Genomic DNA, 22,029 nt, shown 5'->3' with positions numbered 1-22,029 from the left:
CGGGGTGAATGCCGCAGGCAGAGGGGCAGAGCCCCTGCCCGGCCCGCAGTTCTCAGGCCAGATGAAGATGCACGCGGCGGTTCATCTTGCCCTTCTTCTCGATCTTGCCGAGCTTCAGCCCCCCGATCTCGCCGGTCGAGGCGACATGCGTGCCGCCGCAGGGCTGCAGGTCGATCCGGTCCGCCTCGTCGCCGATCGCGACCAGCCGCACCCAGCCCTGACCTTTCGGCGGCGCGACCGAGAGCGTCTTGACCAGATCGGGCTGCGCCTCGAGTTCGGCATCGGTGATCCAATGCTCGACCACCTTGAGGTCCTGCGCGATCCAGTCGTTTAACTGTCGCTCGATTGCCTCCAGATCCTCGGGCCGCTCCGGCATATCGAAATCAAGCCGACCCTTTTCCGTACCGATCTGCCCGCCCGTCACCGGCAGTGGGATCGCGACCGACAGCAGGTGCAGCGCGGTATGGACGCGCATGTGACGGTGACGCCGCTCCCAGTCGAGAGTTTGCTGGACCTGTGCGCCGACGGGCGGCAGCGGCTGGGGCTCCGCCGGGACCAGGATCACCGCACCGGGCGCGCCGGGTTCGGCCTTCACCGCCGTCGCGATCTCGATCTCGCCGCCATCCCAGACCAGTTTACCACTGTCGCCGGGCTGGCCGCCGCCGGTCGGGTAAAAGATCGAATCCGCGCAATAGATGCCGCCCTCATCGGTCAGGCCCGTCACCCGGACCTCGAGATCGCGAGCATAGGGGTGAATGCGGTAGCTCTGCTGCTGCGGCTGTTTAGCGGTCTCCGGCATCGGCCTCTCCGTCTGAAGTGTCTTGGCGCTGCTCCTCCATCCCCTCGGGCCCTTCGCCGGGCTGAGGCTTGCCGTAATCGGCGCGGGTGACGGGGCGCTTGGTGTCGCTGTCGTCTTCGCTTTCGTCCGCGGAGGTCTCCGCGTCATCCGCGTCCTTTTCGGCCTCGTCCTCCTTGGGACGCAGAACCTCGGGGTTGCGCAGCCAGACGTCGCGCTGTGCGAAGGGAATCTCGATCCCGGCCTCGGCGAAGCGTTGATTGATCTCGTGGTTCATCTCGCTCTGGACCCGCAGAATGAAGTTCACGTCCGAGAGTATCACGCGCACCTCGAAATCGAGGCTGTCCGCGCCGAAGCCTTTGAACATCACGACCGGTTCGGGGTTCATCATCACCAGCGACTGGTTCGCGGCCACCTCGTGCAGGATCTTCTCGACCTTGCGCGTGTCGGTGCCATAGGCCACGCCGACCGGGACGATAAGGCGGCCCGTGACATTGCCGCGGGTCCAGTTCGTCACCTGCCCGGAGATCAGGTCGGCATTGGGCACGATGACTTCGGTGCGGTCGAAGGTCTCGATCCGGGTGGAGCGCACGGAGATCGCCTTCACGATCCCCATCTGGCCGTTGACCTCGATCCAGTCGCCTTCGGAGATCGGACGCTCGATCAGCAGGATGATGCCCGAGACGAAGTTCTGCACGATGGTCTGCAGACCGAAACCGACACCGACCGAAAGCGCACCGGCGACGATGGCGAGCGAACTGAGGTCGATCCCAGCCGAAGAGATCGCGATGATCGCGGCGAGGAAGATCCCCAAATAGCCAAGCCCCGAGACGATGGCATTCTGGCCGCCCTTGTCGATCTTGGTCTTTGGCAGCAGCGAGGTCTTCAGCGCCCCTTGCAGGAGCCGCGTGACCATTAGGCCGATCACGAAGACGATCGCGAAGGTCAGGAAGATGCCGGGCGAGATCGTGACGCCGCTGACCGAGATGCCGTTCTGGAACCGCGTCCACATCTCGGCCAGATCGGCCGGGCGCGCGCCCCAGATCAGCGCCGCGGGCGGCATGGCGAGCAGGCCCAGCAGGAAGCCGATCAGCGCCGGGATCAGGGAGTCGCGGCCGTCATCCTCGCGCCGGGTGACCAGCACGTAGACATCGGTGAAGAACTGGTTGAGCACCAGGACCAGCGCGATCAGCCCCAGCGTCAGTATGGTCGGGAAGATCAGCGCATTGGCGGCGTTGATATAGCCGATCCCGCCCAGAACCGGCGCGACCACCGCGACGCCAATCAGCGCATTGCCGAGCGCGCCGACAAGACGGTCGCGAAACGCGCCTTCCTCGCTCCCGTTGGTCTCGTTGCGCAGGTGACGGCGCAACAGCTGGCCGAAGCGGAACAGCGCAATCGCTGCAAGGACCTGCAGCGGGAAGACCAGAACGCCGAATCCGGCATCGAGCGTGTGCCCCGCCGCGTCGATTTCCTTGGCGGTTTTCGCACTGCCCTCGAATACGTCCTGCCCGCGGGCCACAAGCCAGTCACCGAACGGACCCTGAATTGCGGCGAACACGGCCAGCGAGATCGTCAGCACCCGGCCTTCTCGGCGTCGTTCGCTTTGCAGCGTGAAGGGCGCGGCCTGCCGGTCATTGCGTGGGAAGATACGGCCCGAGAGCCAGAAGGCGACGAAAGCCGCGCTCAGAACCACGCCGATCGCGAGCAACAACTCCAACCAGCGCGCGCCGAACAGCTCCGTCTGCACCAGCGCCGCTTCAAGGAGCGCGATTCCGGCGATCGGCAGCAAGAGTTGGCCCAGCGAGACGATGAAATCGATCACCCGTTGCGCGTTGCGCGCCAGACGCGCCTCCAGCACATCGGCCAGCTTGTCGATCCATGTCCGCCCGCGCAGCACCAGCAGGAGTGCGACCAACAGAAGACCCACGATCGCGGGGGCGTTGTTGCGCGCATTGGCGTAAGGGTCGTTCTGATCGAGTTGCTGCCCCATCTCGGAGGCAAGCTCGGAGGTCAGCCCGGTGAGGACTTTCACCCCCTCGGGCCAGTTGATCGGATTGAGCGGCGAAGGTGTCAGCCGCAACAGCTTGTCGGTCTGCCGCGCGCGCAGAACCTGATCGATATTGGCGACGATGGAATCCGCGCGGCTGGCGGCCTCGGTCGCGCGCAGCGCTGGCGCCTGTAGCTTAGCGAGCTCATCGTTGAGCTTCTTGCGCCGGTCGGCAATCGCCTGATCCTCGCTCTCGCCCTCCTTCGGCGGGGGACCGAGCGCTTCGATCTGCGCTTTCACGGTCGAGATCTGGCTGGCGTTGATATCCTCGGCCGCCTTGAATTTCTCGCGCCAGTTGACGACCTCCTGCCGGATCTTGTCGAAGGCCGGGCGTTGGGCCTGATCGGCCTGCACCATCTTTTCGGCTTCGGTCGCGGTCTGTTCCCACGCCTTGTAATCGGGCGTGTCGGGGCTTTGCGCGAAACCAATCCCCGGGAGCGCCAGCGCGACGGCCAGCAAAAGCAGACGCGCCAGACGCAGGATCATCCCTCAAAGACCTCCGGCATTTCACGCGGGGCCCGGTCGAGCCATTCCGGCACAGGCAGCCCCTTGCCCTTGAGGAAGTCGGGGTTGAAGAGTTTCGACTGGTAGCGGTTGCCGTAATCGCACAGCACCGTCACGATCGTGTGGCCGGGCCCCATCTCGCGCGCCATATGCATCGCGCCCGCGATATTGATCCCCGAGGAGCCACCCAAGCAGAGGCCTTCTTCCTGCAGCAGGTCGAAGACCACCGGCAGCGCCTCGCTATCGGGGATGTTGAAGCTCATATCCGGGGTGAAGCCTTCGAGATTGGCGGTGATCCGCCCCTGCCCGATGCCTTCGGTAATCGAGGAGCCCTCGGATTTGAACTCGCCCGTCGTGTAATAGCTGTGCAGCGCCGCGCCGTCGGGATCGGCGAGGCCGATCTTCACGCCCTTGGGCTGCAGCGCCATGCCGGTGCCTGCGAGCGTGCCGCCCGAGCCCACCGCGCAGATGAAGCCGTCGACCTTGCCGCCGGTCTGATCCCAGATTTCGGGGCCGGTCGTCTCGATATGGGCCTGCCGGTTCGCGGTATTGTCGAACTGATTGGCCCAGATCGCGCCATGCGGATCGGTCTTGGCCAGCTCCTTCGCGAGCCGCTCGGAATAGCGCACGTAGTTGTTGGGGTTGCGATAGGGCGCGGCCGGAACCTGCACCAGTTCGGCCCCCGCCAGCCGCAACATGTCCTTCTTTTCCTGGCTCTGCGTCTCGGGGATCACGATCACCGCGCGGAAGCCCATCGAAGCGCCCACGAGCGCGAGACCGATGCCGGTATTGCCCGCCGTGCCTTCGACGATCGTGCCGCCGGGCGCAAGCTCGCCGCGCTGGATCGCGTCGCGGATAATGAACAGCGCCGCGCGGTCTTTCACAGATTGGCCGGGATTGAGGAACTCCGACTTGCCGAGGATCGTGCAGCCGGTCTCTTCCGATGCCTTCCTGAGCTTGATGAGCGGGGTATTTCCCACCGCCGACGCCAGATCGCTGCAGATACGCATCGCGCATTCCTCCCGTATCGAGTAACCCCCAACGGGGCCGTTGAAATCAGACTTAGGACGCGGCGCGCGCCACCTCAACCCCGCGATTACGCCACGCCAGCCATCCGCTGCAATTCGGCGCGCTGCCCGGCGAGCCAGAGCGCGAGCACGACCAGCGGCGCATTGCCCGCCTCGCCGGTCGCAACCAGCGTCATCAGACGCTCGAACGGCACCAGATGCGCGCGGATATCTTCGTGCTCATCGGCCTTGCCGCCAAGCTGTGCGGCCTCGTCGGGCAGATCGGTGATCCCGATATAGGAATAGACGAATTCGCTTTTCGCACCGGGCGACGGGTAATAGCGCGGGGCCTCGATCAGGCGCGCAATCGTGATCCCGGCCTCCTCGCCCGCCTCGCGCAGCGCGGCCTCTTCGGGCGTCTCGCCGGGATCGACCCGGCCCGCGATCGCTTCGATCATCCACGGGTTCGGCTCGCCGCGCGCCAGCGGCCCGGTGCGGATCTGTTCGATCAGCATCACCCGGTCGCGCACCGGATCGTACGGCAGAACGACGCTCGCATCGCCCGAGACGAAGGCCGCCCGGTCGAGCTTGGCACTCATCCCGCCCGCGAACAGCCGATGTTCCAGCTTGTAGTCCTCGACCGCAAAAAACTTCGCATAAGCAGTCTGTTGCGCGTCGATCTTGATGTCGCCTTCATGCAGATCCCGCCGCAAATGCTGCGCCATCGGGGCCGCGCGCGCACGCAAGGTAGACGCCGCGCGCACGAGGATCGCGTGATAGCGCGCATTGGCGGCGTCGGGCCCCACGGCCTGTGCCTCGGCGATGAAAAGCCGCGCGGCCTCGGTCTTCAGCGCGGCCCATTTCGGCGCCCAGTCTCCGAGTGTCCACGCGTCGCCCACATCCCAGCGCCCCGATTTCGGCAGCCAAAGCTTCGCCTCGCGCGGCCCCGATCCGGTCTCGAGATCGCGGATCTCGGCATCGTAGCCATCCTCGTACCACGCGATGCGCTCCGCCTCGGTCTCGGTCAGGTCGGCGACGACGCCGCGCGTCACCGCGTCAGGTGTCGCGATCAGGATCGGAAAGCCCAGGCCCTGCCCCTCGCGACAGGCCTCATGCGGGGCAAAGCCCTCCAGCCGCGCCGGTACGAGCTGCGGCACACGTCCGATGACCGCCTCCAGCAGAGGCGGATGACACAGCGTGCCGTAAAAGAAATGTGGTTGCATGACCGTCCCCGCAGCTTGGCACATCATGCGCCACAACCTGCAAGGCAGGCGCGCGATGTCAAGCGGAGGGTGTGGTGGTTACGCGCTCAACGACCGTATCGGCGATGCGCGAGTTCCGACAGGAGCCCGGCGCCCATCGCGCCCAAGCCCAGCGTGATCACCGGCGCCACCCCAAGCGAGGCCAAACCGATCGCGGTGCCCTGCCCGATGACGTCGGTCACGGCGGAGAGCACATCGTCATAGCGCATGCGCAGCGCCAGTTTCAGCATCTGCATCACGCCGAGGAAGGCGAAGGTCCATAGCAGAACGTAAAGCCCGCCGCGCAGCCCGTCATTGATTGCGTCGACCCAGCGGCGCCCGGCGGAAACCCCGACCACGCGCCAGCCGAACAGCAGCCCGAACGAGCCCATGATCAGCCATAATTCCTTTGCCCCGTCGGTCCCGGCGGGAATCGCGGGCATGATCTGCTGCGCGGCGAAGAACCCGGTCGCCCCAAGCGTCAGCGCCGCGAAAAGTTTCGCGATCGTAGGGATTTGCGCCTGAGAGTTGCGCACGGCAATTCGGTGCATCATGTCGGGCCTCCATCTCGAAACCATGGAACGGTTTGAGGGTGATCCCCTCTGGTTAACGGGCGATTACGGCGAAACTATGAAAAGTTTACGCTGCGTAATTTACTATGGAAAAGGCCCGGACCATCGCTGGCCGGGCCTTTCGCGTCTATCGCAATGCGGCGCTGCGCGCCTTAGCCGATCCGGTAGTTCGGGCTCTCGCGGGTGATCGCGACGTCGTGGACGTGGCTTTCCTTGAGGCCCGCGCCGGTGATGCGGACGAAATTGCAGTTCGTGCGCATCTCGGCGACCGTCGCGGAGCCGGTATAGCCCATCGCCGCGCGTAGACCGCCCACGAGCTGGTGGATCACCGCGCCTGCGGGGCCTTTGTAGGGCACCTGCCCCTCGATGCCTTCGGGGACGAGTTTGTCGTTCGCCGCATCTTTCTGGAAGTAGCGATCCGCCGAGCCGCGCGCCATTGCGCCGAGCGAGCCCATGCCGCGATAGGATTTGAACGAGCGGCCCTGATAGAGGATCACTTCGCCGGGGCTCTCGTCGGTGCCCGCGATCATCGAGCCGACCATGGCGCAGCTTGCGCCCGCCGCGATGGCTTTCGCGAAATCGCCCGAGAACTTGATGCCGCCATCGGCGATGATCGGCACGTCGCCGGCAGCCGCCACGCAGTCCATGATCGCGGTCAGCTGCGGCACGCCCACGCCCGCGACCATCCGCGTCGTGCAGATCGAACCCGGGCCGATGCCGCATTTCACCGCGTCGGCGCCCACGTCGATCAGCGCCTTGGTGGCGTCGGCGGTGGCCACGTTGCCCGCGATCACCTGAACCTCGCTCGAAAGTTGCTTGATGCGCTTCACCGCGTCGATCACGCCCTGGCTGTGACCATGCGCCGTGTCGACCACGACGATATCGCAGCCCGCGTCGATCAGCGCCTCGGAACGCTCGAAGCCCGCATCGCCCACCGAGGTCGCAGCGGCCACGCGCAGGCGACCCAGATCGTCCTTGCAGGCGGTGGGGTTGAGGACGGCCTGCTCGGTGTCGCGCAGCGTCAGGAGGCCCGTCAGCTTGCCTTCGTCATCGGTCACCAGCAGCTTCTCGATCCGGCGCTCGCGCATCATCGCGATGGCCTGGGCGCGGTCGGCAGGCTCTTGCAGGATCGCGAGACGGTCGGTGGTCATCATCACCGAGACCGGGGTTTCGTCCTTCTGGGCGAACCGCATGTCGCGGTTGGTCACGATGCCAACGACGCGGCGGTTTTCATCGACGACCGGGAAGCCGGAGAAACCGTAGCGCTCGGTCAGCGCCTTCGCATCGGCGAGCGTCTGATCGGCGCGCAGCGTGATCGGGTTGTAGACGATGCCGCTCTCGAAACGCTTCACGCGGCGGACCTCGTCGGCCTGCTGCTCGACGGTGAGGTTCTTGTGGATCACGCCCACGCCGCCCGCCTGCGCCATCGCGATCGCCATGCGCGCCTCGGTGACAGTGTCCATTGCGGAGGACAGAAGCGGGATGTTGAGCCGGATTTTCTTCGTCACCTGGGTCGAGACATCTGCGGTCGCAGGAAGCACCGAAGAGGCTGCGGGAAGAAGAAGAACGTCGTCGAAGGTGAGCGCCTCGCGAATCTGCATGGGGGGTCTCCAGTGTCCAGATGCGTTTGGCAGTTTGCTGTTTCACGCAATGGACGCGAAGGCAACCCCTCGCGGACGCGGTGCGCAGGGGGTGTGCGCGAACGAGGGGTATGGCGCCATCGTGTCAGCCTCCTACGGTGGCGCGGGGCGACCAGCCCCGGGCCGCGCCCGACCCTCCCCACGGGAGGGCGCATTGGCGCTATCATCGCGGGAACGACCAACTTACGGGCTTGCGGGATAAACCGCCCAGCACGTGCGGAGCAAAGCGCCCACCCGAGGCTCGGGCGCCGCCCTCAGCGCTCCGCGCTCACGCAATCGCGGCGTTGGTCTTCATCGCAAGCTGACCCTTCGCCCAAAGCTGCAGCACTTTCAGCGCGATCGGCACCACGATCAGCGTCGCCGCCGTCAGCATCAGTGCGCCGGGTAGCGCCCAGACCCCGCCAAGCGCGAGCCAGCACCCTGCCGTCGCAGCCGCCGGGAATGTGAACGCTCCCCAGAGCGGTGAGAAGCCTCCTGCAAGCAGCCAGCGTATCGACACGACCAGCGCCAGAAGAAAGGCCGCCGCGAGGATCGCCATCGCCTGCGCGATCCCCATCGCGCCGAACGCGCTCGCCACCGTGCCGATCAGCGCCGCGGGCGCGAGATGAATGGCCAGCAGCGGGCGCAGCGGTGCGGGCACGCGCTCGCGGGAGAATTGCTGCAGCGAGATCATCCAGATCACGACCGCCGACAGCATCGCGACCCAGAACATCACCAGCGCCACGCTATCGAGCCCGAGGATCACCCCAGCCACTGCGCCGACGATCCAGCCCGAGAAGGTCAGCTGCCATGTGGGATTGACGCGGCGCTGCTCGGCCGGGCCGGTTACGAGCGTGTAGATCACCGCCGCGATCAGCCCCAGATGCACGACCACACCCAGCCAGAAAATGACGGTGGCGAGCCCGCCATAGGGCGCAAGCGAAGCCGCGATCAGATAGACCGTCAGCGTTCCCGCGGCGAGCCCCGCACGCCCCGGAAGCACGCGCAGATCCTCGAACACCACGCCCGGACGCCGCACGACCTTCGCGCCATAGGCGATCAGCGTGAACAGCGCGAGCAGCGTCACCGCGCCCAGAAACAGCTCCGCCAGATCGGGTGGCAGTGCGAATTGCCCGACGCCGCGCCGCCACGCGATCCCGAGGCCCATCAGCCCCAGCACGGGCGGGAACATCGCGGGAGGCGTGCGGCGAAACAGGCCCTTGGGCGTCATCTTGGGCGGGGCGAAGGACATGTGCTTACCTCGGGCAATCGGCAAATCATTTCGGTCGCGCAGAAGCTTGCAATATTTCGCGCGCGGCGGAAAGCTGTCCGAGGTGCGACAGGGTGTCTGGAGGCAAGATGGCGGGACATGGGTATGAATCGGGGCGGCTGAACCTGCCCTTCGTGGGAATTTCCACTTTCGGCAAGCGCGCTTACGTGGCCGATTGGGACGCGATCGAGGCGGATGTGGCCGTGATGGGCGCGCCCTTCGATTTCGGCACCCAGTTCCGCCCCGGCGCACGGTTCGGGCCGAGGGCGGTGCGTGAAGCCTCGACCCTGTTCTCCTTCGGTCATGCCGGGGCTTACGATCACGAGGACGACGCGACCTATCTCGGGCCGGAGGTCACCATCGTCGATATCGGCGATGCCGACATCGTCCATACCGACACGGTGAAGAGCCACGCCAATATCGAGACCGGCGTGCAGGCGATGCTGAAGGCGGGCGCGCTGCCGGTGGTGATCGGTGGCGATCACTCAATCAATATTCCCTGTATCCGCGCCTTCGAGGCCGATTGCGCCGAGAAGGGCCCGATCCATATCCTGCAGATCGATGCCCATCTCGATTTCGTGGACGAGCGCCACGGCGTGACCGAGGGCCACGGCAACCCGATGCGCCGCGCCGCCGAGAAGGGCTACGTCTCGGGGATCACCGCGCTCGGCATTCGCAACGTCTCCTCGACGTCGAAGGAGGGCTATGACGCTGCCCGCGCGATGGGCGACGATTTCCTGAGCGTGCGGCAGGTGCGCAAGCTGGGGGCCGAGGGCGTGCTGGCCCGCATCCCGGAAGGCGCGCGGATCTATGTCACGATCGATATCGACGGGTTCGACCCCTCGATCGCGCCCGGCACCGGCACGCCGAGCCATGGCGGGTTTCTCTATTACGAGGTGCTGGAGATTCTGCAGGGCGTGGCGAAGCGGCACGAGGTCGTGGGCATCGATCTGGTCGAGGTCGCCCCCGATTACGACCCCACCGACTCCACCGCGATCCTCGCTGCGCAAGTGCTGCTGAATTTCCTCGGCTTCATCTTCCACGCGCGACAGTCCGGCGGCGCGCCTGCGGCGGACTGAGGAGCCTCCGGCGGGGATATTTTCCTCAAGGGGAAGGATTACCCGGGCAGCACCCACAGGGTCGCCCCGAGGCTGTGAGGTTGCGCGCCGGTGCCCAGTTTGAAGCGCATCCGCCCTGCCCCGTCCTCGCTATCCACGGCGCCCAGATCGAGCTGCCGGATCCCGCGCGCATTCAGCCGCAGCGCCGCGTGCCAGAGCATCAGATTATGCGCCCCCGACGCGCGCCCCTCCGGCCCGGTCCAGCCGATATGATAGCTCGCCCCGTCGCCATGGAGCAGGAAGATGCCGCCCGCGAGGCGCTGTCCCTTGGTATCCTCGATGCGCAGCGCGAGGAGATCCGCCGGACTGCGATCCGCCCAGGCGCGGGAGAAGCCGGGCGGCAAGGCGCGGTAGCCACGCGCCCGTTGCTGCGCCGCATCGGCGGTGAGAAGCCAGTCGATCTCGGGGTCAAATCTCACCTGCAGCCCCGCGCGCTCCGCCGCCGCCAGGCGATTGCGCCATTTACCAGCCAGCCCGGCGCGCAGAACCTCCGTCTCGGCTTGCAAGGACCAAAGCGCGTGGTGGCGAGGCGTGATCAGTGGCACCAGCCCGCCCCCCGCCAGCGGCGCGTCCGGCGTCGCGAGGACGATCCCGCATCGACGCGCGATCCGGCGCAGCACCGCGATCTGACTGTCGCGATCAAGGCCAGGGGCGAAGACCGGTCCGCGCGACAAGAGCCACAGCCCGCCGCGCCCGATCATCTGGGCCAATGCGATCCGCCTGCCCTCATGCATGATCTCGAGCCGCAGAACGCGCAGCCCCCTCGCGGCGGCGAGCGTCCCATAGAGCGCCGCCTGCTGAAAGGCCGGCGCCTGCCCCGGTGCGAGCGCGCGCAACGCCCGATCCCAGCCCGCATCGGGGCCTGACAATTGCGTGAGACGGACAGGTTTCATCGCCGTCATTAAGGCTTGCTTTACCTAAGCTGGGGTTAATGAAGACGCGAAACATGACAACCCTGAGGCGAAAATAGCCCGCGCTCCTGAAAATCTCCCGCGCGCAAAGCGCAGACAGCCCCCGCCTGCCGGGACATCGTTGCAGGCGCGCAAGACCGACGGGCCGCCACATCTGCCAGCTCCGCGCACCACGCTGTGGAGTGCGCTTCTGGTCGCGCTTTTCGGCGCGGCTCTCTGGCTCGGCCTTCTTGCGATTCTCAAGTTTTCCAACGGCTTCTAAACGCTTCAGTTCAGAACTTGACGCGTACGTCACCTTCGAGTGGCCGCAAAGACACATTTTTCCGTGCATGCCGGCAACAGAACGTGACGTCATCGTGAAGCGCAGATTGATTTAGATCTTCCGGCTGGTAGCGTCACCGAAAGGAATTCCTTCGAGACGTTAGGATCTCCTTCGGGACACGTTAGGGAAGAGGAACATTATGAAACGTGTGATGACTTCGATGGCCGCACTCGCGATTGGCGCAGGCGCGGCCCATGCGGGCGGGGTGGAGCGCTCGACGCAATCGGTCGGCATCCTGTTCGAACAGGGCAATTACGCCGAAATCGGCTTCGGTGCGTTCAATCCGGACGTGTCGGGGACGAACACCAGCCCCTTTGGCATTCCGGGCGCAAAATCCGGTGACATGGCACCGGGGTATGGCACCTTCACCTTCGGTTACAAGCAATCCCTCAGCGATCAATGGGATCTGGCGATCACCGTCGATCAGCCCATTGGAGCCAAAGTTAACTATCCAGCAGCTACGTCCACGGGCTATCCCCTTGGCGGCGCAAACGCGTCGATCGACTCCACTGCAATCACCGCTTTGGTGCGCTACAAGATGCCGAACAATGTTTCTTTTATCGGCGGCATTCGGAGCCAAGAAGCGAAAGGCAATGTTAGCCTCAACTTCCCCATCCCGGGATACTCGATGAAAACATCGAGCGAGACCGACTTCGGTTATGTGGTTGGCGTCGCGTGGGAAAAACCCGAGATTGCTGCGCGCGTCGCACTTACCTATAACTCGAAGATAACCCACGACTTCGATGCCACGGAAACGATTGGCGTAAATAGCGTCGATACGAGCTTCTCGACTTCGACTCCGGAATCGGTGAATCTCGAATTCCAAACCGGGATCATGAAAGATACCCTGCTCATGGGCTCGGTCCGTTGGGTGCATTGGACACAATTTGAAATCGCCCCGCCTGTCTACTCAAACACCGTCGGACCAGCCGGCCCGCTCGGTCCTCTCGTGGACTATGACAACAACACCATCACCTACAATCTCGGTGTGGGTCGTCGCTTCAACGATCAGTGGTCGGGTGCGGTCATGTTCGGCTACGAGAAGCATCAAGGCGGCATCGTCGGCAACTTGGGCCCAACCGACGGCTTCAAATCGGTTTCGCTGGCAGCGAGCTATCAAGCGACCAGCAACATCAAGATCACGGGCGGCGTGCGCTACGTCGACATCGGCGATGCGACCACTTCCGTCGGTGACTTCTCCGGCAATGACGGTTGGGGCGCGGGTCTGCGCGTCGGGATCAGCTTCTGATCGCAAGCCTCTGATAATTCAGGAAAAGCCCCGCCTCGTGCGGGGCTTTTTCTTGGGACCTCGGCAATGCCGCAAGTTCCGGGTGGTGCGCGTCGCTGCCGCCCGCTAGATCGAAGCGATGAAACACGCACCCGCCCCTTTATCCCTCACCCCGCTCGCCTGGGCGCTGCTCGCGGCGCTGGCGCTGATCTGGGGCTCGTCTTTCCTGTCGAACCGCGCGGCCCTAGAGGGTGCGGGCGTCTTTACCGTGGTCTTCCTGCGGGTCGCCTCGGGCGCGGTGCTGATCTGGGCCTATGTCGCGGCGCGCCGCCTGCCGGTACCGCGGCACCCGATCTATCTCGGTCATTTCCTGATCATGGGGCTGTTGAACAACGCCATTCCCTTCTCGCTCATCGTCTGGGGGCAGAAGCATATCGATAGCGGGCTGGCCTCGATCCTGAACGCCTCGACCGCGATCTTCGGGGCGCTCGTCGCGGCCGTTGTCTTTACCGACGAGCGGCTGAGCGCGCGCAAGGCCACCGGCATCGCGGTCGGCTTCGCGGGCGTCGTGGTGGCGATCGGGCCGGATGCGCTGAAAGGGTTCGATCTGACCTCTGCCGGCCAAGTTGCCGTGCTCGGCGCGGCGCTCAGTTATGGCTTCGCCGGAGCCTATGCGCGCTTTGCAATCAGGGGGTTACGACCCGAAGTTGCAGCGGCCGGGATGCTCACCGGCGGCGCGATCTGGACGCTGCCGATCCTGCTTGTCACCGAAGGCGTGCCGAGCTTCGACTACGCGCCCTCGGTCTGGATCGCGATGCTCTGGCTCGGCTTCGGCTGTTCGGCGCTGGCCTACCTGCTCTATTACCGCATCCTTGCGCTGGCGGGGGCGGCGAACCTCGCGCTTGTGACGCTCCTGATCCCGCCGGTCGCGATCCTCGCGGGCTGGGCGGTCTATGGCGAACGTCTGGGCTGGGCGGAGGCCTTGGGTTTTGCGATCCTCGCCCTTGGCCTGATGATCCTCAACCGCCGTCCCAAAACCCCGTGACGCGCGCGCCTTGCCGGGCTACACCGGGGCGAAAGACCAATGGGGACGACATGATCTATTCCAATCGCGCCGAGTGGCTGGCCGCCAAATCGAGGAAGGTTGCGCTGTTCGGCATGTCCGGCCTCGGCAAGACCTGGGCTGCGAACCTACTGCGCGACGAGGGCTGGTTCCACTACTCCGTCGATTACCGGATCGGCACGCGCTACATGGGCGAATATATCGCCGACAACTTCAAGCGCGAGGCGATGAAGAACCCGTTTCTGGCGGAGCTTCTGCTGTCGGACTCGGTCTATATCGCGTCGAACATCACGTTCGAAAATCTCGCACCGCTCTCGACGTATCTCGGCAAGCCCGGCGATCCGGCCAAGGGCGGGTTGCCCTTCGAGGAATATCTGGAACGCCAGAGCCAGCACCGCACGGCGGAGATGGCGGCGCTTCTCGATACGGCGCATTTCATCGACCGCGCGAAGCAGATCTACGGGATCGAGAATTTCCTGTGCGATTCCGGCGGCTCGATCTGCGAGGTGGTGGACCCCGCCGATCCCGAGGATCCGATCCTGACCTCGCTGTCGCAAAACCTGCTGATGGTCTGGATCGAGGGCTCCGAGGCCCATACCGAGGAGCTGATCAACCGCTTCTCGCGTGCGCCGAAGCCGATGTATTATCAGCCCGAGTTTCTGGCCGCGAAATGGGCCGAATATCGCGCGCTGAAAGGCGTGGCGGAGACGGAGGTCGATCCCGACGATTTCGTGCGCTGGACCTATGCGCAGGCGCTGGCGCACCGTCAGCCGCGCTACGCGGCGATGGCGAAAAACTGGGGCGTGACGATCCGTGCCGAAGATCTCTACCTTGTCCGCGATGCAAAAGATTTTACATCGCTGATCGCTGATGCTTTGCCCGCGTGAGCCTAGACACCTCACGCATCACTTTAACTTCACCCTGTAAGAGACTGAGAAACAATGCCGATCAAGTTGCCTGAAAACCTCCCCGCCTTCGACATCCTGTCGCGGGAAGGCGTGATGGTGATGTCGCCCGAACGGGCATCCCGGCAGGAAATCCGCCCAATCCGGATCGGCCTTCTCAATCTCATGCCGAAGAAAATCCAGACCGAGAACCAGTTCGCCCGGCTGATCGGAGCGACGCCGCTGCAGATCGACTTCCAGCTGATCCGCATGAGCGAGCACCAGACGAAGAACACCGCCGCCGCGCATATGGAGGAGTTCTACCGTCCTTTCGAGGAGGTCGAAGCCACCGGCGAGAAGTTCGACGGGCTGATCATCACCGGCGCCCCGATCGAACATTTGCCTTTCGAGGAGGTGACTTACTGGGAAGAGCTCAAGCGGATCTTCGAGTGGACCCAGACCCATGTCTTCTCGACCTTCGGCGTGTGCTGGGGCGGCATGGCGATGGCCTATTACTTCCACGGCGTGAACAAGCATATGCTCGATCACAAAGCCTTCGGCTGCTTCCGGCACCGCAATTGCGCGCCCGCCTCGCCCTATCTGCGGGGCTTCTCGGACGATCTGCTGATCCCTGTCAGCCGCTGGACCGAGATGCGGCGCGACGAGCTGGAAGCGGCGGGGCTGGTCACGCTGATCCATTCCGACGAAACCGGGCCCTGTCTGGTCGAAGATCGCGCCCACCGCGCGCTCTATATCTTCAACCATCTCGAATATGACAGCGGCACGCTGAAGGAAGAATACGATCGTGACGTCGCGTCGGGGAAACCAATCAACGTCCCCGCGAATTACTATCCTGAGAACGACCCGAGCCGGGTGCCAACCAACAGGTGGAAAAGTCACGCCCACCTGCTTTACGGCAACTGGATAAACGAGATTTATCAGGAAACGCCGTATGATCTGGCCGAGATTGGTAACTAGCCTTGTCGTGCTGCTGCTCATCCTGAGCGGCGCGACATGGGGGCTGGAGAGTTGGCGGGCCCGTATGGCGGAGCAGCGCTACCCGCCCAACGGCACATTCGTCGATGTCGGCGACCAGCGCGTTCATATGGTGATCAAGGGCGATCACGGCCCGGCGGTGGTGTTGATCCACGGCGCGTCGGGTTCGGCCCGCGATCTGACCTTCGATCTCGCCCCGGAACTGGCGAAGCGCTATCGCGTCTTCGTGCCCGACCGTCCGGGGTTTGGCTATTCCGACCCGTTGCCCGCGGATCAGGACACGATCGAGAACCAGGCCAAGCTGTTGCAGAAAGCGACCAAGATGGCGGGCGCGGACGATCCTATCGTGCTCGGCCATTCCTATGGTGGCGCGGTGGCGATTGCCTGGGCGGTGTATCAGCCCGGCACGCTCTCGGGGCTGGTGCCGGTCTCCGCGCCTTCGCATAGCTGGGATACCGGGCTGCCGCTGCTCTATGAGATCACCTCGCCGCCGCTGGGTCAGGCGGTTGTCGTGCCGCTGATCTCGGCCTGGACCCCGCCTGCGATCATCCGCTCCGAGGTCGAGAGCGTCTTCACGCCGCAGGAGATGCCCATCGGCTATCTGCACTGGTTCGGCCCCGGCATGACGCTGCGGGTGCAGACGATGCGGGTGAATGCCCGTCAGCGCGCGAGCCTGAAGTCGCAGATTCAGCAGATGATCCCGCGTTATCCTGATCTCGATCTGCCGGTGGTCTCGGTCCATGGGACGGCGGACACCATCGTGGGCGAGCAGATCCATGCGGTGCCGTTCACGAAGGAGGTGCCGGGGGCGGAGTTGGTCTCGCTCGACGGGATCGGCCATATGGTTCCGCATGTCGCGTTGCAGCAGACCGTCGCTGCGGTAGACCGTGTCGCCAAGCGCGCGGGCTATTCGATCCCGATGCGCCCGGCGGCGGAATGAGGGGCGACTGAACGCCGCCTGCGCCCCCACCTTGCACGCACATCACAGACATGTGGCGCCGCTTTCTCCGGATGCGGCGCCGCTTGCACCGCCTCGGCCCGCGCAGCATACTGCCGTGAAACGACAAAAGGCAGATCATGGCCAAGGACAAGAGCGACCCGCCGTTCGACATCCCCTTCGTGGGCGACATCACCCGCTACCTTGAAGACGAAGCGCCCGACGCCGTGCGCGAGGCGATCGAGGAGGCGGGCAAGGATGACATGCTCTCGCCCTCCTACCCCTATGACGAGGAGATGAAGCGCAAGAAATACGACCGCCAGATGGAGGCGCTCCAGGTCGAGCTGGTCAAGATGTTCTGGGATGCGAAGGAAACCGGCAAGCGGATCGCGGTGATCTTCGAGGGGCGCGACGCGGCGGGCAAAGGCGGCACGATCGGGCGGATGCGGCAGAACCTGAACCCGCGTTCGGCCTATGTCGTGGCGCTGCCGAAACCCACCGAGACCGAAGCCACGCAATGGTATTTCCAGCGCTATATCGACTGGTTGCCCGCGGCCGGCCAGATCGCGATGTTCGACCGGAGCTGGTATAACCGGGGCGTGGTCGAGCATGTCTTCGATTTCTGCACGCCCCAGCAGCGCGAGCATTTCTTCTACCAGCTCCCCGATTTCGAGAAAATGCTGGTGGATGACGGGGTCATCCTCGTGAAGCTCTGGCTGAACGTGGACCGCGCCGAGCAGCTGCGTCGCTTCCTAAAGCGCGAGAAAGATCCGCTCAAGCAGTGGAAGCTGAGCTGGATCGACGTCGAGGGGCTCAAGCGCTGGGACGCCTATTCCGAGGCGATCCAAGAGACGCTAGAGCGTTCCGACACCGATCATGCGCCCTGGACCGTGATCCGCTCGGACGACAAGAAACGCGCCCGGATCGCCGCGATCCAGACGGTGCTCAACGCGGTCGATTACGCGCATAAGGACCCCGAGGCGATTGGCGAGATCGACGAAAAAATCTGCGGCGGCATCGACGTTCTGAATGTCTAAGCAAGGCTATCATCACGGCAATCTGCGTCAGGCGCTTGTCGCCTCCGCGCTGGAGCTGATCGAGGAGAAGGGCCCGACCGGGTTCACGCTCTCGGAGGCGGCCAAACGCGCAGGCGTGACCCCGGCTGCGGTCTATCGTCATTTCGAGGGGCGCGAGGACCTGATCGCGGAATGCGCGCGTCAGGGCTATCTGATTTTCGGCGATCTTCTGGATCACGCGTGGAACGGCGGGAAGCCTTCGGCGCTCGCGGCGTTCTCTGCGGTGGGCCGGGCCTATCTGGCCTTCGCCCGGAAATATCCGGGTCACTACATGGCGATGTTCGAAAGCGGCATCTCGCCCAACCGCTCGCCCGACCTTGCGGCGGTGGCGAGCAAATCGAGCACCGCGATGGAACGCGCGACGCGAGCCCTGATGGAACATGTGCCGCCGGCAAAACGCCCGCCCGTCGCGATGGTCTCAGCGCATGTCTGGGCGATGAGCCACGGCGTGGTGGAGCTCTACGCGCGCGAGGGAAATCGCTCGCCCTATGCCCCCGAGGACCTCTTGGAAAGCGGCATCGGCGTCTATCTGCGGGGCCTTGGCCTGATCGCCCCGGACTGAGCCGCCCTGCCCCGATTTTGCCGCGCCGCGGCATCACCCGCGCATAGAAAAACGGGCGGAGGTTTCCCCCCGCCCGCGTAGATCAGACGATCCGCCTGAGATCAGAACTTGTAGGACGCGGTGAGGTTCAGCGTCGTGGTGTTCAGATCGTTGGTGGTGCCGTCGAAGTTGTTGCCGTCACGATAGTCGAGCTCGGTCCCGACGGTCCACTTCGGGTTGATGGCATATTTCATGCCGATACCAACCAGCGGAACGGTGTCGGAATAGCCGTTGCCCGCACCGTCTTCGGCGTCGACATAGGACGCACCGAGCGTGCCGTAGAACAGCATGTTGTTGTAGGGCGCACCGGCGATCATCTTGAGGTCGGTCATCGACTTGACCTTCGCACCGGAGTTGCTGTCGTCGATGTTCGCAGCGTTATAGGCCAGTTCGCCACCGAGGACATAGTTGCCGAAGTCATAGAGGTAGCCAGCGTGGGCACCGCCGACGACGCCGTCGCCGTCGATCGACTCGTTGGCTTTGCCGTAGCCGAGCTGAACACCGGCGTAGAAGCCGTCCCAGCTGAACTGCGCGGGCGCCACTGCGACCGGAGCCGGGGTGACCTCGGGGGCCGGTGCCGGGGTGGTGTAACCGCCCGCCATTGCGGCGGAGCCAGCGAGTGCCAGAATGCTCGACGTAACGATGATACGTTTCATGTTTCTCTCTCTCCTGTCTTGGGGGTTCATCCCCCGTTGAGACGTTTTGGATCAGATCCGTTGCCCGGACCTATGCCCCCTGAATGCGAAATCAATCCGGTTGGTTCCAAGCATGAGCGGCGCTTTGCCGAACGTGTCACAAGACGTGATCGAAGTGACGAATGCTGCAGGCGCAAAATGCATTGGCAAGACTGGACAAAGCGGGGGTTCCTTTGGTTAATGAACACACGTTCATTTCCAGGGAGGATCACATGGAGTTGAGTGAAATTCGTGCCGTCATCACCGGCGGCGCCTCGGGTCTCGGGGCCGCGACCGCCCGGCACTTCGTTGAGTCGGGCGCGCAGGTGACACTCTTCGACCGCGACCGCGCGACCGGCGAGGCCTATGCCGCCGAGATCGGCGCGACCTTCGCCGAGATCGACGTGACCTCCGAAGACAGCGTCGCCGCCGGGATCGCCGCCGCTGTGAGCGCGATGGGTGGCATCGACGTCGCCGTCAATTGCGCGGGCATCGCCACCGGCGAGCGCGTCGTGGGCCGCGAGGGTCCGCACCGGCTCGAGAGCTTCGCGCGCACGATCGACATCAACCTCGTGGGCAGCTTCAACGTCGCCCGTCTCGCCGCCGCCGAGATGGCGCGCAACCCCGGCCCCGAGCGCGGTGTCATTGTTAACACCGCCTCCATCGCCGCCTTCGACGGGCAAAAGGGTCAGGCGGCCTATGCAGCCTCGAAAGGCGGCATCGTCGCGATGACCCTACCGCTGGCCCGTGATCTCGCCAGCCAGGGCGTGCGCTGCTGTGCCATCGCGCCGGGCATTTTCGCCACCCCGATGATGAAGGGCCTGCCGCAGGAGGTGCAAGACAGCCTCGCCGCGGAAGTGACCTTCCCGAAACGGCTCGGCGATCCGTCGGAATACGCGAAACTCGCCGGTTTCATCGTCCAGAGCGGCTATCTGAACGGCGAAGTCATCCGCCTCGACGGGGCGCTGCGGATGCGTTGACCTCACGTTTATGAAGGCTTTGCGAAGGATCTGAAAAAATCCGCGAAAAACGGGTTGCAAGGGCGCGCGAGGGCGGCTAAATCCCGCCCTACAAGACGACCCCTGATGCGGAGAGGTGGCAGAGTGGTCGAATGCGGCGGTCTCGAAAACCGTTGTCGGTGAGAGCCGACCCAGGGTTCGAATCCCTGTCTCTCCGCCACTTTCCCTCGTAAGTGATTGTTTTGTAACGCGATTTTAGATCGCCACGGGCTCCGCTAGCCATCGCGCTAGCCAATCCATTTTCGCCACCTTTGCATGCCCTGCGAACTTCTTCTTTTCGGTGCGACAACTGGAGTAACGTCGAGAAGTGCACCCGTTGCGCCCCGCGCAGATACCGAGCAAGCTGTCGAAACAGCCGCTATCACAAGGGGATGCATGATGGAGCTAAAAGAATTCGTAAAAGAAACCCTGAGATCGCTTCAGGAAGCCTCGTCAGAGCTTTCGGATGAAGGCATCTACGTGAACCCTCCGACGGCAGTAAGAAACAAGCAAGATTCTGTCCGCGTCGATGGCCAAAATGCTCCGGTCACGGTGGTATCGTTTGACGTTGCCGTGACTGAAACCGTTGCCGACAAGGCTGGCGCGAAAGCGGGCATCGCCATTCTTCCCATCGCCGCGCAAGCTTCCGGCGAAGTAAGCAGCGCGACGAACAACGCAAGTCGAATTAGTTTCGAGATCCGCGTGCTACTTCTTGGAAATAAAGTTGAAGCCGACTTCGGCGCTACCACATCGGTCGAGGGCTCCTGGTAAGGCCATCGCGTTCGCCCTCCTGATTCGGCGTCTCAATCAGGCTCAAAAGTTGGAAAATCTCCAAAACCCCGGGAGGGCTTACGTCGCGTTTGTCTGGGTCGGGCCGAGACGGCTTGTCGCGCAAGTTGGAAAACTTCCAACTATTTGACAGGCAATGTTTTTTCTGGATCATCGAGGGTGCAAGTAGAGGAGAAAACTATGCACCCGATGAACACCGAAACCGCCGCTGAACTGTCCCACGCCACCCTCGCAGCCTCGCCGACCATGGCCGATATCGCCGCCCTGCCCGGCTCTGATCTCGCGCTCGTCGCCTTCCGCACCTGGACGAAGGCCCGCGAGGCCCTGCTTGATGACCGGCCCGAGGGTGAACAGGAAGGCGAGGCGTTCCGCGCCCTCGTCGAAACGAAGGCGTCGGGCCCAGCGGGGATTGCGGCGCTGGCTGCAGCGATCCGGGAGGTGTTCGGGGAGGACGAGCCATTTCTCGATGCGCTCGTCGATCAGATCATCGCCTCGGCGACTGAGCAGGCCTCAGCAAGCGCGTGAACTACCGGTAAGCTGCGGCGTTCTTCCAATCAACAGAACAGCCGAAAGACCACGGGGACAGCCTGCATGGCTGTCCCTGCAGCGACGAAGATCAACCCCCATTTTGCGAGAGCCGATGATCGGAGAAGGCTCTTTGCGAGAGGCAACTCCGCCCATCGCGAAGGGTCGCCGCTCGCGAAACGACTGACAGCAAGATGCCCCGCATCGTCCCTCTTGAGAATTACGCCTTTAGCGGCGACGCCGGCACCAATGAGCGTCATCACCTGACCAATCAAGGTGAACCAATCCGCGATGAATTCATTCATGTTTTCGCTATCCAAGCTGAAATAATCCGATCGATGCAGCATCGATCGCAAATCACCAGCGCGCAAGGCTTGCACGAGAGCCGCGTGGGCGGGGCCATGCAGCCCCGCCCGCCCAGCTGTCAGCCTCTGGGGGCCGAGAGCGCCTGCAGGCGGCGGGAGAGGCGCGAGAGGCCGCCGACATGCTCTCGCACCGCCGGGGGAAGCTCAGCGTCGATCGCGTTGAGCGCGGCGACGATCTGATCCGCAATCTCGAACTGCTCGACCATCAGGTCGCGGCGCTCCTCCGCATCGCGTTGAAGCTCGGATCGCCGCTTGAAAACCACCTTCGAGTTCTTCCGGATGGTGCGCGATTTCTCGACCCGCTTCTTCACTTCGTGCTCGATGATACCGGCCACCGCCGCGCGCAGGTCGACTTGCCCGCGCTTGATCTCGAACACGCCAGAGGCGGCCAGCTTGCGCGCGGTATCCTCGGATCGTGCTATCACCCGGCAGAAATAGGAAAGAGGCACCACCGGCGCCCCTTTCCCGCTATCTTCGATCATC

At 64.1% G+C, this 22,029-nt stretch carries 22 protein-coding genes and 1 tRNA gene; 12 read left to right on the top strand and 11 right to left on the bottom strand.

The features are described 5' to 3' along the window. Positions 1 to 52: 52 nt before the first annotated feature. From BMI89_RS18120 to BMI89_RS18090, 7 genes are all read right to left on the bottom strand, one after another. The gene (locus BMI89_RS18120) at positions 53 to 799 is read right to left on the bottom strand and encodes an alanyl-tRNA editing protein (protein WP_078572243.1); all 747 of its coding nucleotides are present in this window, start codon (positions 797 to 799) and stop codon (positions 53 to 55) included. Next, the gene (locus BMI89_RS18115; RefSeq protein ID WP_246832065.1) at positions 783 to 3,332 is read right to left on the bottom strand and encodes a DUF3772 domain-containing protein; all 2,550 of its coding nucleotides are present in this window, start codon (positions 3,330 to 3,332) and stop codon (positions 783 to 785) included. The genes BMI89_RS18120 and BMI89_RS18115 overlap by 17 nt, the downstream gene beginning before the upstream one ends. Continuing rightward, a complete protein-coding gene (locus BMI89_RS18110) occupies positions 3,329 to 4,360 on the bottom strand; it encodes a cysteine synthase A (protein ID WP_078572242.1) in 1,032 nt (343 codons plus the stop codon). The genes BMI89_RS18115 and BMI89_RS18110 overlap by 4 nt, the downstream gene beginning before the upstream one ends. An 86-nt stretch (positions 4,361 to 4,446) precedes the next feature. Continuing rightward, positions 4,447 to 5,580: an NUDIX domain-containing protein gene (locus tag BMI89_RS18105; protein WP_168176833.1), complete on the bottom strand. Its 1,134-nt coding sequence runs from the start codon at positions 5,578 to 5,580 to the stop codon at positions 4,447 to 4,449. An 86-nt stretch (positions 5,581 to 5,666) separates the two neighbouring features. Continuing rightward, positions 5,667 to 6,152: a TrgA family protein gene (locus tag BMI89_RS18100; protein ID WP_078572240.1), complete on the bottom strand. Its 486-nt coding sequence runs from the start codon at positions 6,150 to 6,152 to the stop codon at positions 5,667 to 5,669. 170 nt (positions 6,153 to 6,322) lie between these two features. After that, a complete protein-coding gene (gene guaB / locus BMI89_RS18095; protein WP_078572239.1) occupies positions 6,323 to 7,771 on the bottom strand; it encodes an IMP dehydrogenase in 1,449 nt (482 codons plus the stop codon). A 307-nt stretch (positions 7,772 to 8,078) separates the two neighbouring features. Continuing rightward, positions 8,079 to 9,041: a hypothetical protein gene (locus BMI89_RS18090; RefSeq protein WP_078572238.1), complete on the bottom strand. Its 963-nt coding sequence runs from the start codon at positions 9,039 to 9,041 to the stop codon at positions 8,079 to 8,081. Between the two features lie 107 nt (positions 9,042 to 9,148). Between BMI89_RS18090 and speB the strand changes: the two genes are divergently transcribed. Beyond that, positions 9,149 to 10,138 carry an agmatinase gene (gene speB, locus BMI89_RS18085; RefSeq protein ID WP_078572237.1) on the top strand — a complete coding sequence of 330 codons (990 nt, stop codon included), beginning with the start codon at positions 9,149 to 9,151 and terminating at the stop codon, positions 10,136 to 10,138. A 38-nt stretch (positions 10,139 to 10,176) separates the two neighbouring features. On the opposite strand, the gene BMI89_RS18080 is transcribed toward speB, so the two are convergent. Next, positions 10,177 to 11,079, bottom strand: a complete 903-nt coding sequence (locus BMI89_RS18080; protein WP_078572236.1) for a GNAT family N-acetyltransferase — start codon at positions 11,077 to 11,079, stop codon at positions 10,177 to 10,179. Between the two features lie 470 nt (positions 11,080 to 11,549). On the opposite strand from BMI89_RS18080, the gene BMI89_RS18075 reads away from it, so the two are divergent. The 7 genes from BMI89_RS18075 to BMI89_RS18045 all read left to right on the top strand — a co-directional run bounded on the left by BMI89_RS18075 (position 11,550) and on the right by BMI89_RS18045 (position 18,156). Then, positions 11,550 to 12,659 carry a hypothetical protein gene (locus tag BMI89_RS18075; protein ID WP_078572235.1) on the top strand — a complete coding sequence of 370 codons (1,110 nt, stop codon included), beginning with the start codon at positions 11,550 to 11,552 and terminating at the stop codon, positions 12,657 to 12,659. 118 nt (positions 12,660 to 12,777) lie between these two features. Beyond that, a complete protein-coding gene (locus BMI89_RS18070) occupies positions 12,778 to 13,683 on the top strand; it encodes a DMT family transporter (RefSeq protein ID WP_078572234.1) in 906 nt (301 codons plus the stop codon). A 50-nt stretch (positions 13,684 to 13,733) separates the two neighbouring features. Beyond that, positions 13,734 to 14,588, top strand: coding sequence for an ATPase (locus BMI89_RS18065; RefSeq protein ID WP_078572233.1), 855 nt, complete (start codon positions 13,734 to 13,736; stop codon positions 14,586 to 14,588). A gap of 54 nt (positions 14,589 to 14,642) precedes the next feature. After that, positions 14,643 to 15,563: a homoserine O-succinyltransferase gene (gene metA, locus BMI89_RS18060; protein ID WP_078572232.1), complete on the top strand. Its 921-nt coding sequence runs from the start codon at positions 14,643 to 14,645 to the stop codon at positions 15,561 to 15,563. Then, complete coding sequence (locus tag BMI89_RS18055; protein ID WP_078572231.1) at positions 15,538 to 16,521, top strand: alpha/beta hydrolase; 984 nt, start codon at positions 15,538 to 15,540, stop codon at positions 16,519 to 16,521. Before metA ends, BMI89_RS18055 begins: the two co-directional genes overlap by 26 nt. A gap of 137 nt (positions 16,522 to 16,658) precedes the next feature. Beyond that, entirely contained in the window at positions 16,659 to 17,555 is an 897-nt protein-coding gene (gene ppk2, locus BMI89_RS18050) for a polyphosphate kinase 2 (RefSeq protein WP_078541147.1), read from the top strand. Then, entirely contained in the window at positions 17,548 to 18,156 is a 609-nt protein-coding gene (locus BMI89_RS18045) for a TetR/AcrR family transcriptional regulator (RefSeq protein ID WP_078572230.1), read from the top strand. Before ppk2 ends, BMI89_RS18045 begins: the two co-directional genes overlap by 8 nt. A 101-nt stretch (positions 18,157 to 18,257) precedes the next feature. Here the strand turns inward: BMI89_RS18045 and BMI89_RS18040 are convergent, their stop codons facing one another. Beyond that, positions 18,258 to 18,851: an outer membrane beta-barrel protein gene (locus BMI89_RS18040; protein ID WP_158522152.1), complete on the bottom strand. Its 594-nt coding sequence runs from the start codon at positions 18,849 to 18,851 to the stop codon at positions 18,258 to 18,260. A 251-nt stretch (positions 18,852 to 19,102) separates the two neighbouring features. Here BMI89_RS18040 and BMI89_RS18035 point away from each other — a divergent pair, with 251 nt between their 5' ends. The 4 genes from BMI89_RS18035 to BMI89_RS18020 all read left to right on the top strand — a co-directional run bounded on the left by BMI89_RS18035 (position 19,103) and on the right by BMI89_RS18020 (position 21,181). Beyond that, positions 19,103 to 19,849: an SDR family NAD(P)-dependent oxidoreductase gene (locus tag BMI89_RS18035; RefSeq protein ID WP_078572229.1), complete on the top strand. Its 747-nt coding sequence runs from the start codon at positions 19,103 to 19,105 to the stop codon at positions 19,847 to 19,849. 109 nt (positions 19,850 to 19,958) lie between these two features. Further along, positions 19,959 to 20,048 (top strand) — tRNA-Ser (locus BMI89_RS18030). Between the two features lie 218 nt (positions 20,049 to 20,266). After that, positions 20,267 to 20,638, top strand: a complete 372-nt coding sequence (locus BMI89_RS18025) for a hypothetical protein (RefSeq protein ID WP_143593941.1) — start codon at positions 20,267 to 20,269, stop codon at positions 20,636 to 20,638. A 198-nt stretch (positions 20,639 to 20,836) separates the two neighbouring features. After that, complete coding sequence (locus BMI89_RS18020) at positions 20,837 to 21,181, top strand: hypothetical protein (protein WP_078572227.1); 345 nt, start codon at positions 20,837 to 20,839, stop codon at positions 21,179 to 21,181. Between the two features lie 29 nt (positions 21,182 to 21,210). Here BMI89_RS18020 and BMI89_RS18015 read toward each other — a convergent pair whose 3' ends face one another. Together BMI89_RS18015 and BMI89_RS18010 are read right to left on the bottom strand one after the other, a co-directional pair. Further along, positions 21,211 to 21,486 (bottom strand): hypothetical protein, encoded by a 276-nt coding sequence (locus BMI89_RS18015; protein ID WP_078572226.1) that lies wholly within the window; start codon positions 21,484 to 21,486, stop codon positions 21,211 to 21,213. Positions 21,487 to 21,605: 119 nt separating this feature from the next. After that, entirely contained in the window at positions 21,606 to 22,028 is a 423-nt protein-coding gene (locus BMI89_RS18010; protein WP_078572225.1) for a hypothetical protein, read from the bottom strand. Position 22,029 lies beyond the last annotated feature (1 nt).

It is taken from the genome of Thioclava sp. F36-7 (genome assembly GCF_002020075.1).
GTDB classification, from domain to species: Bacteria; Pseudomonadota; Alphaproteobacteria; order Rhodobacterales; family Rhodobacteraceae; genus Thioclava; species Thioclava sediminum.
Note: the sequence above shows the minus strand (reverse complement) of the source record. Positions and strands in the feature narration are given on the sequence as shown.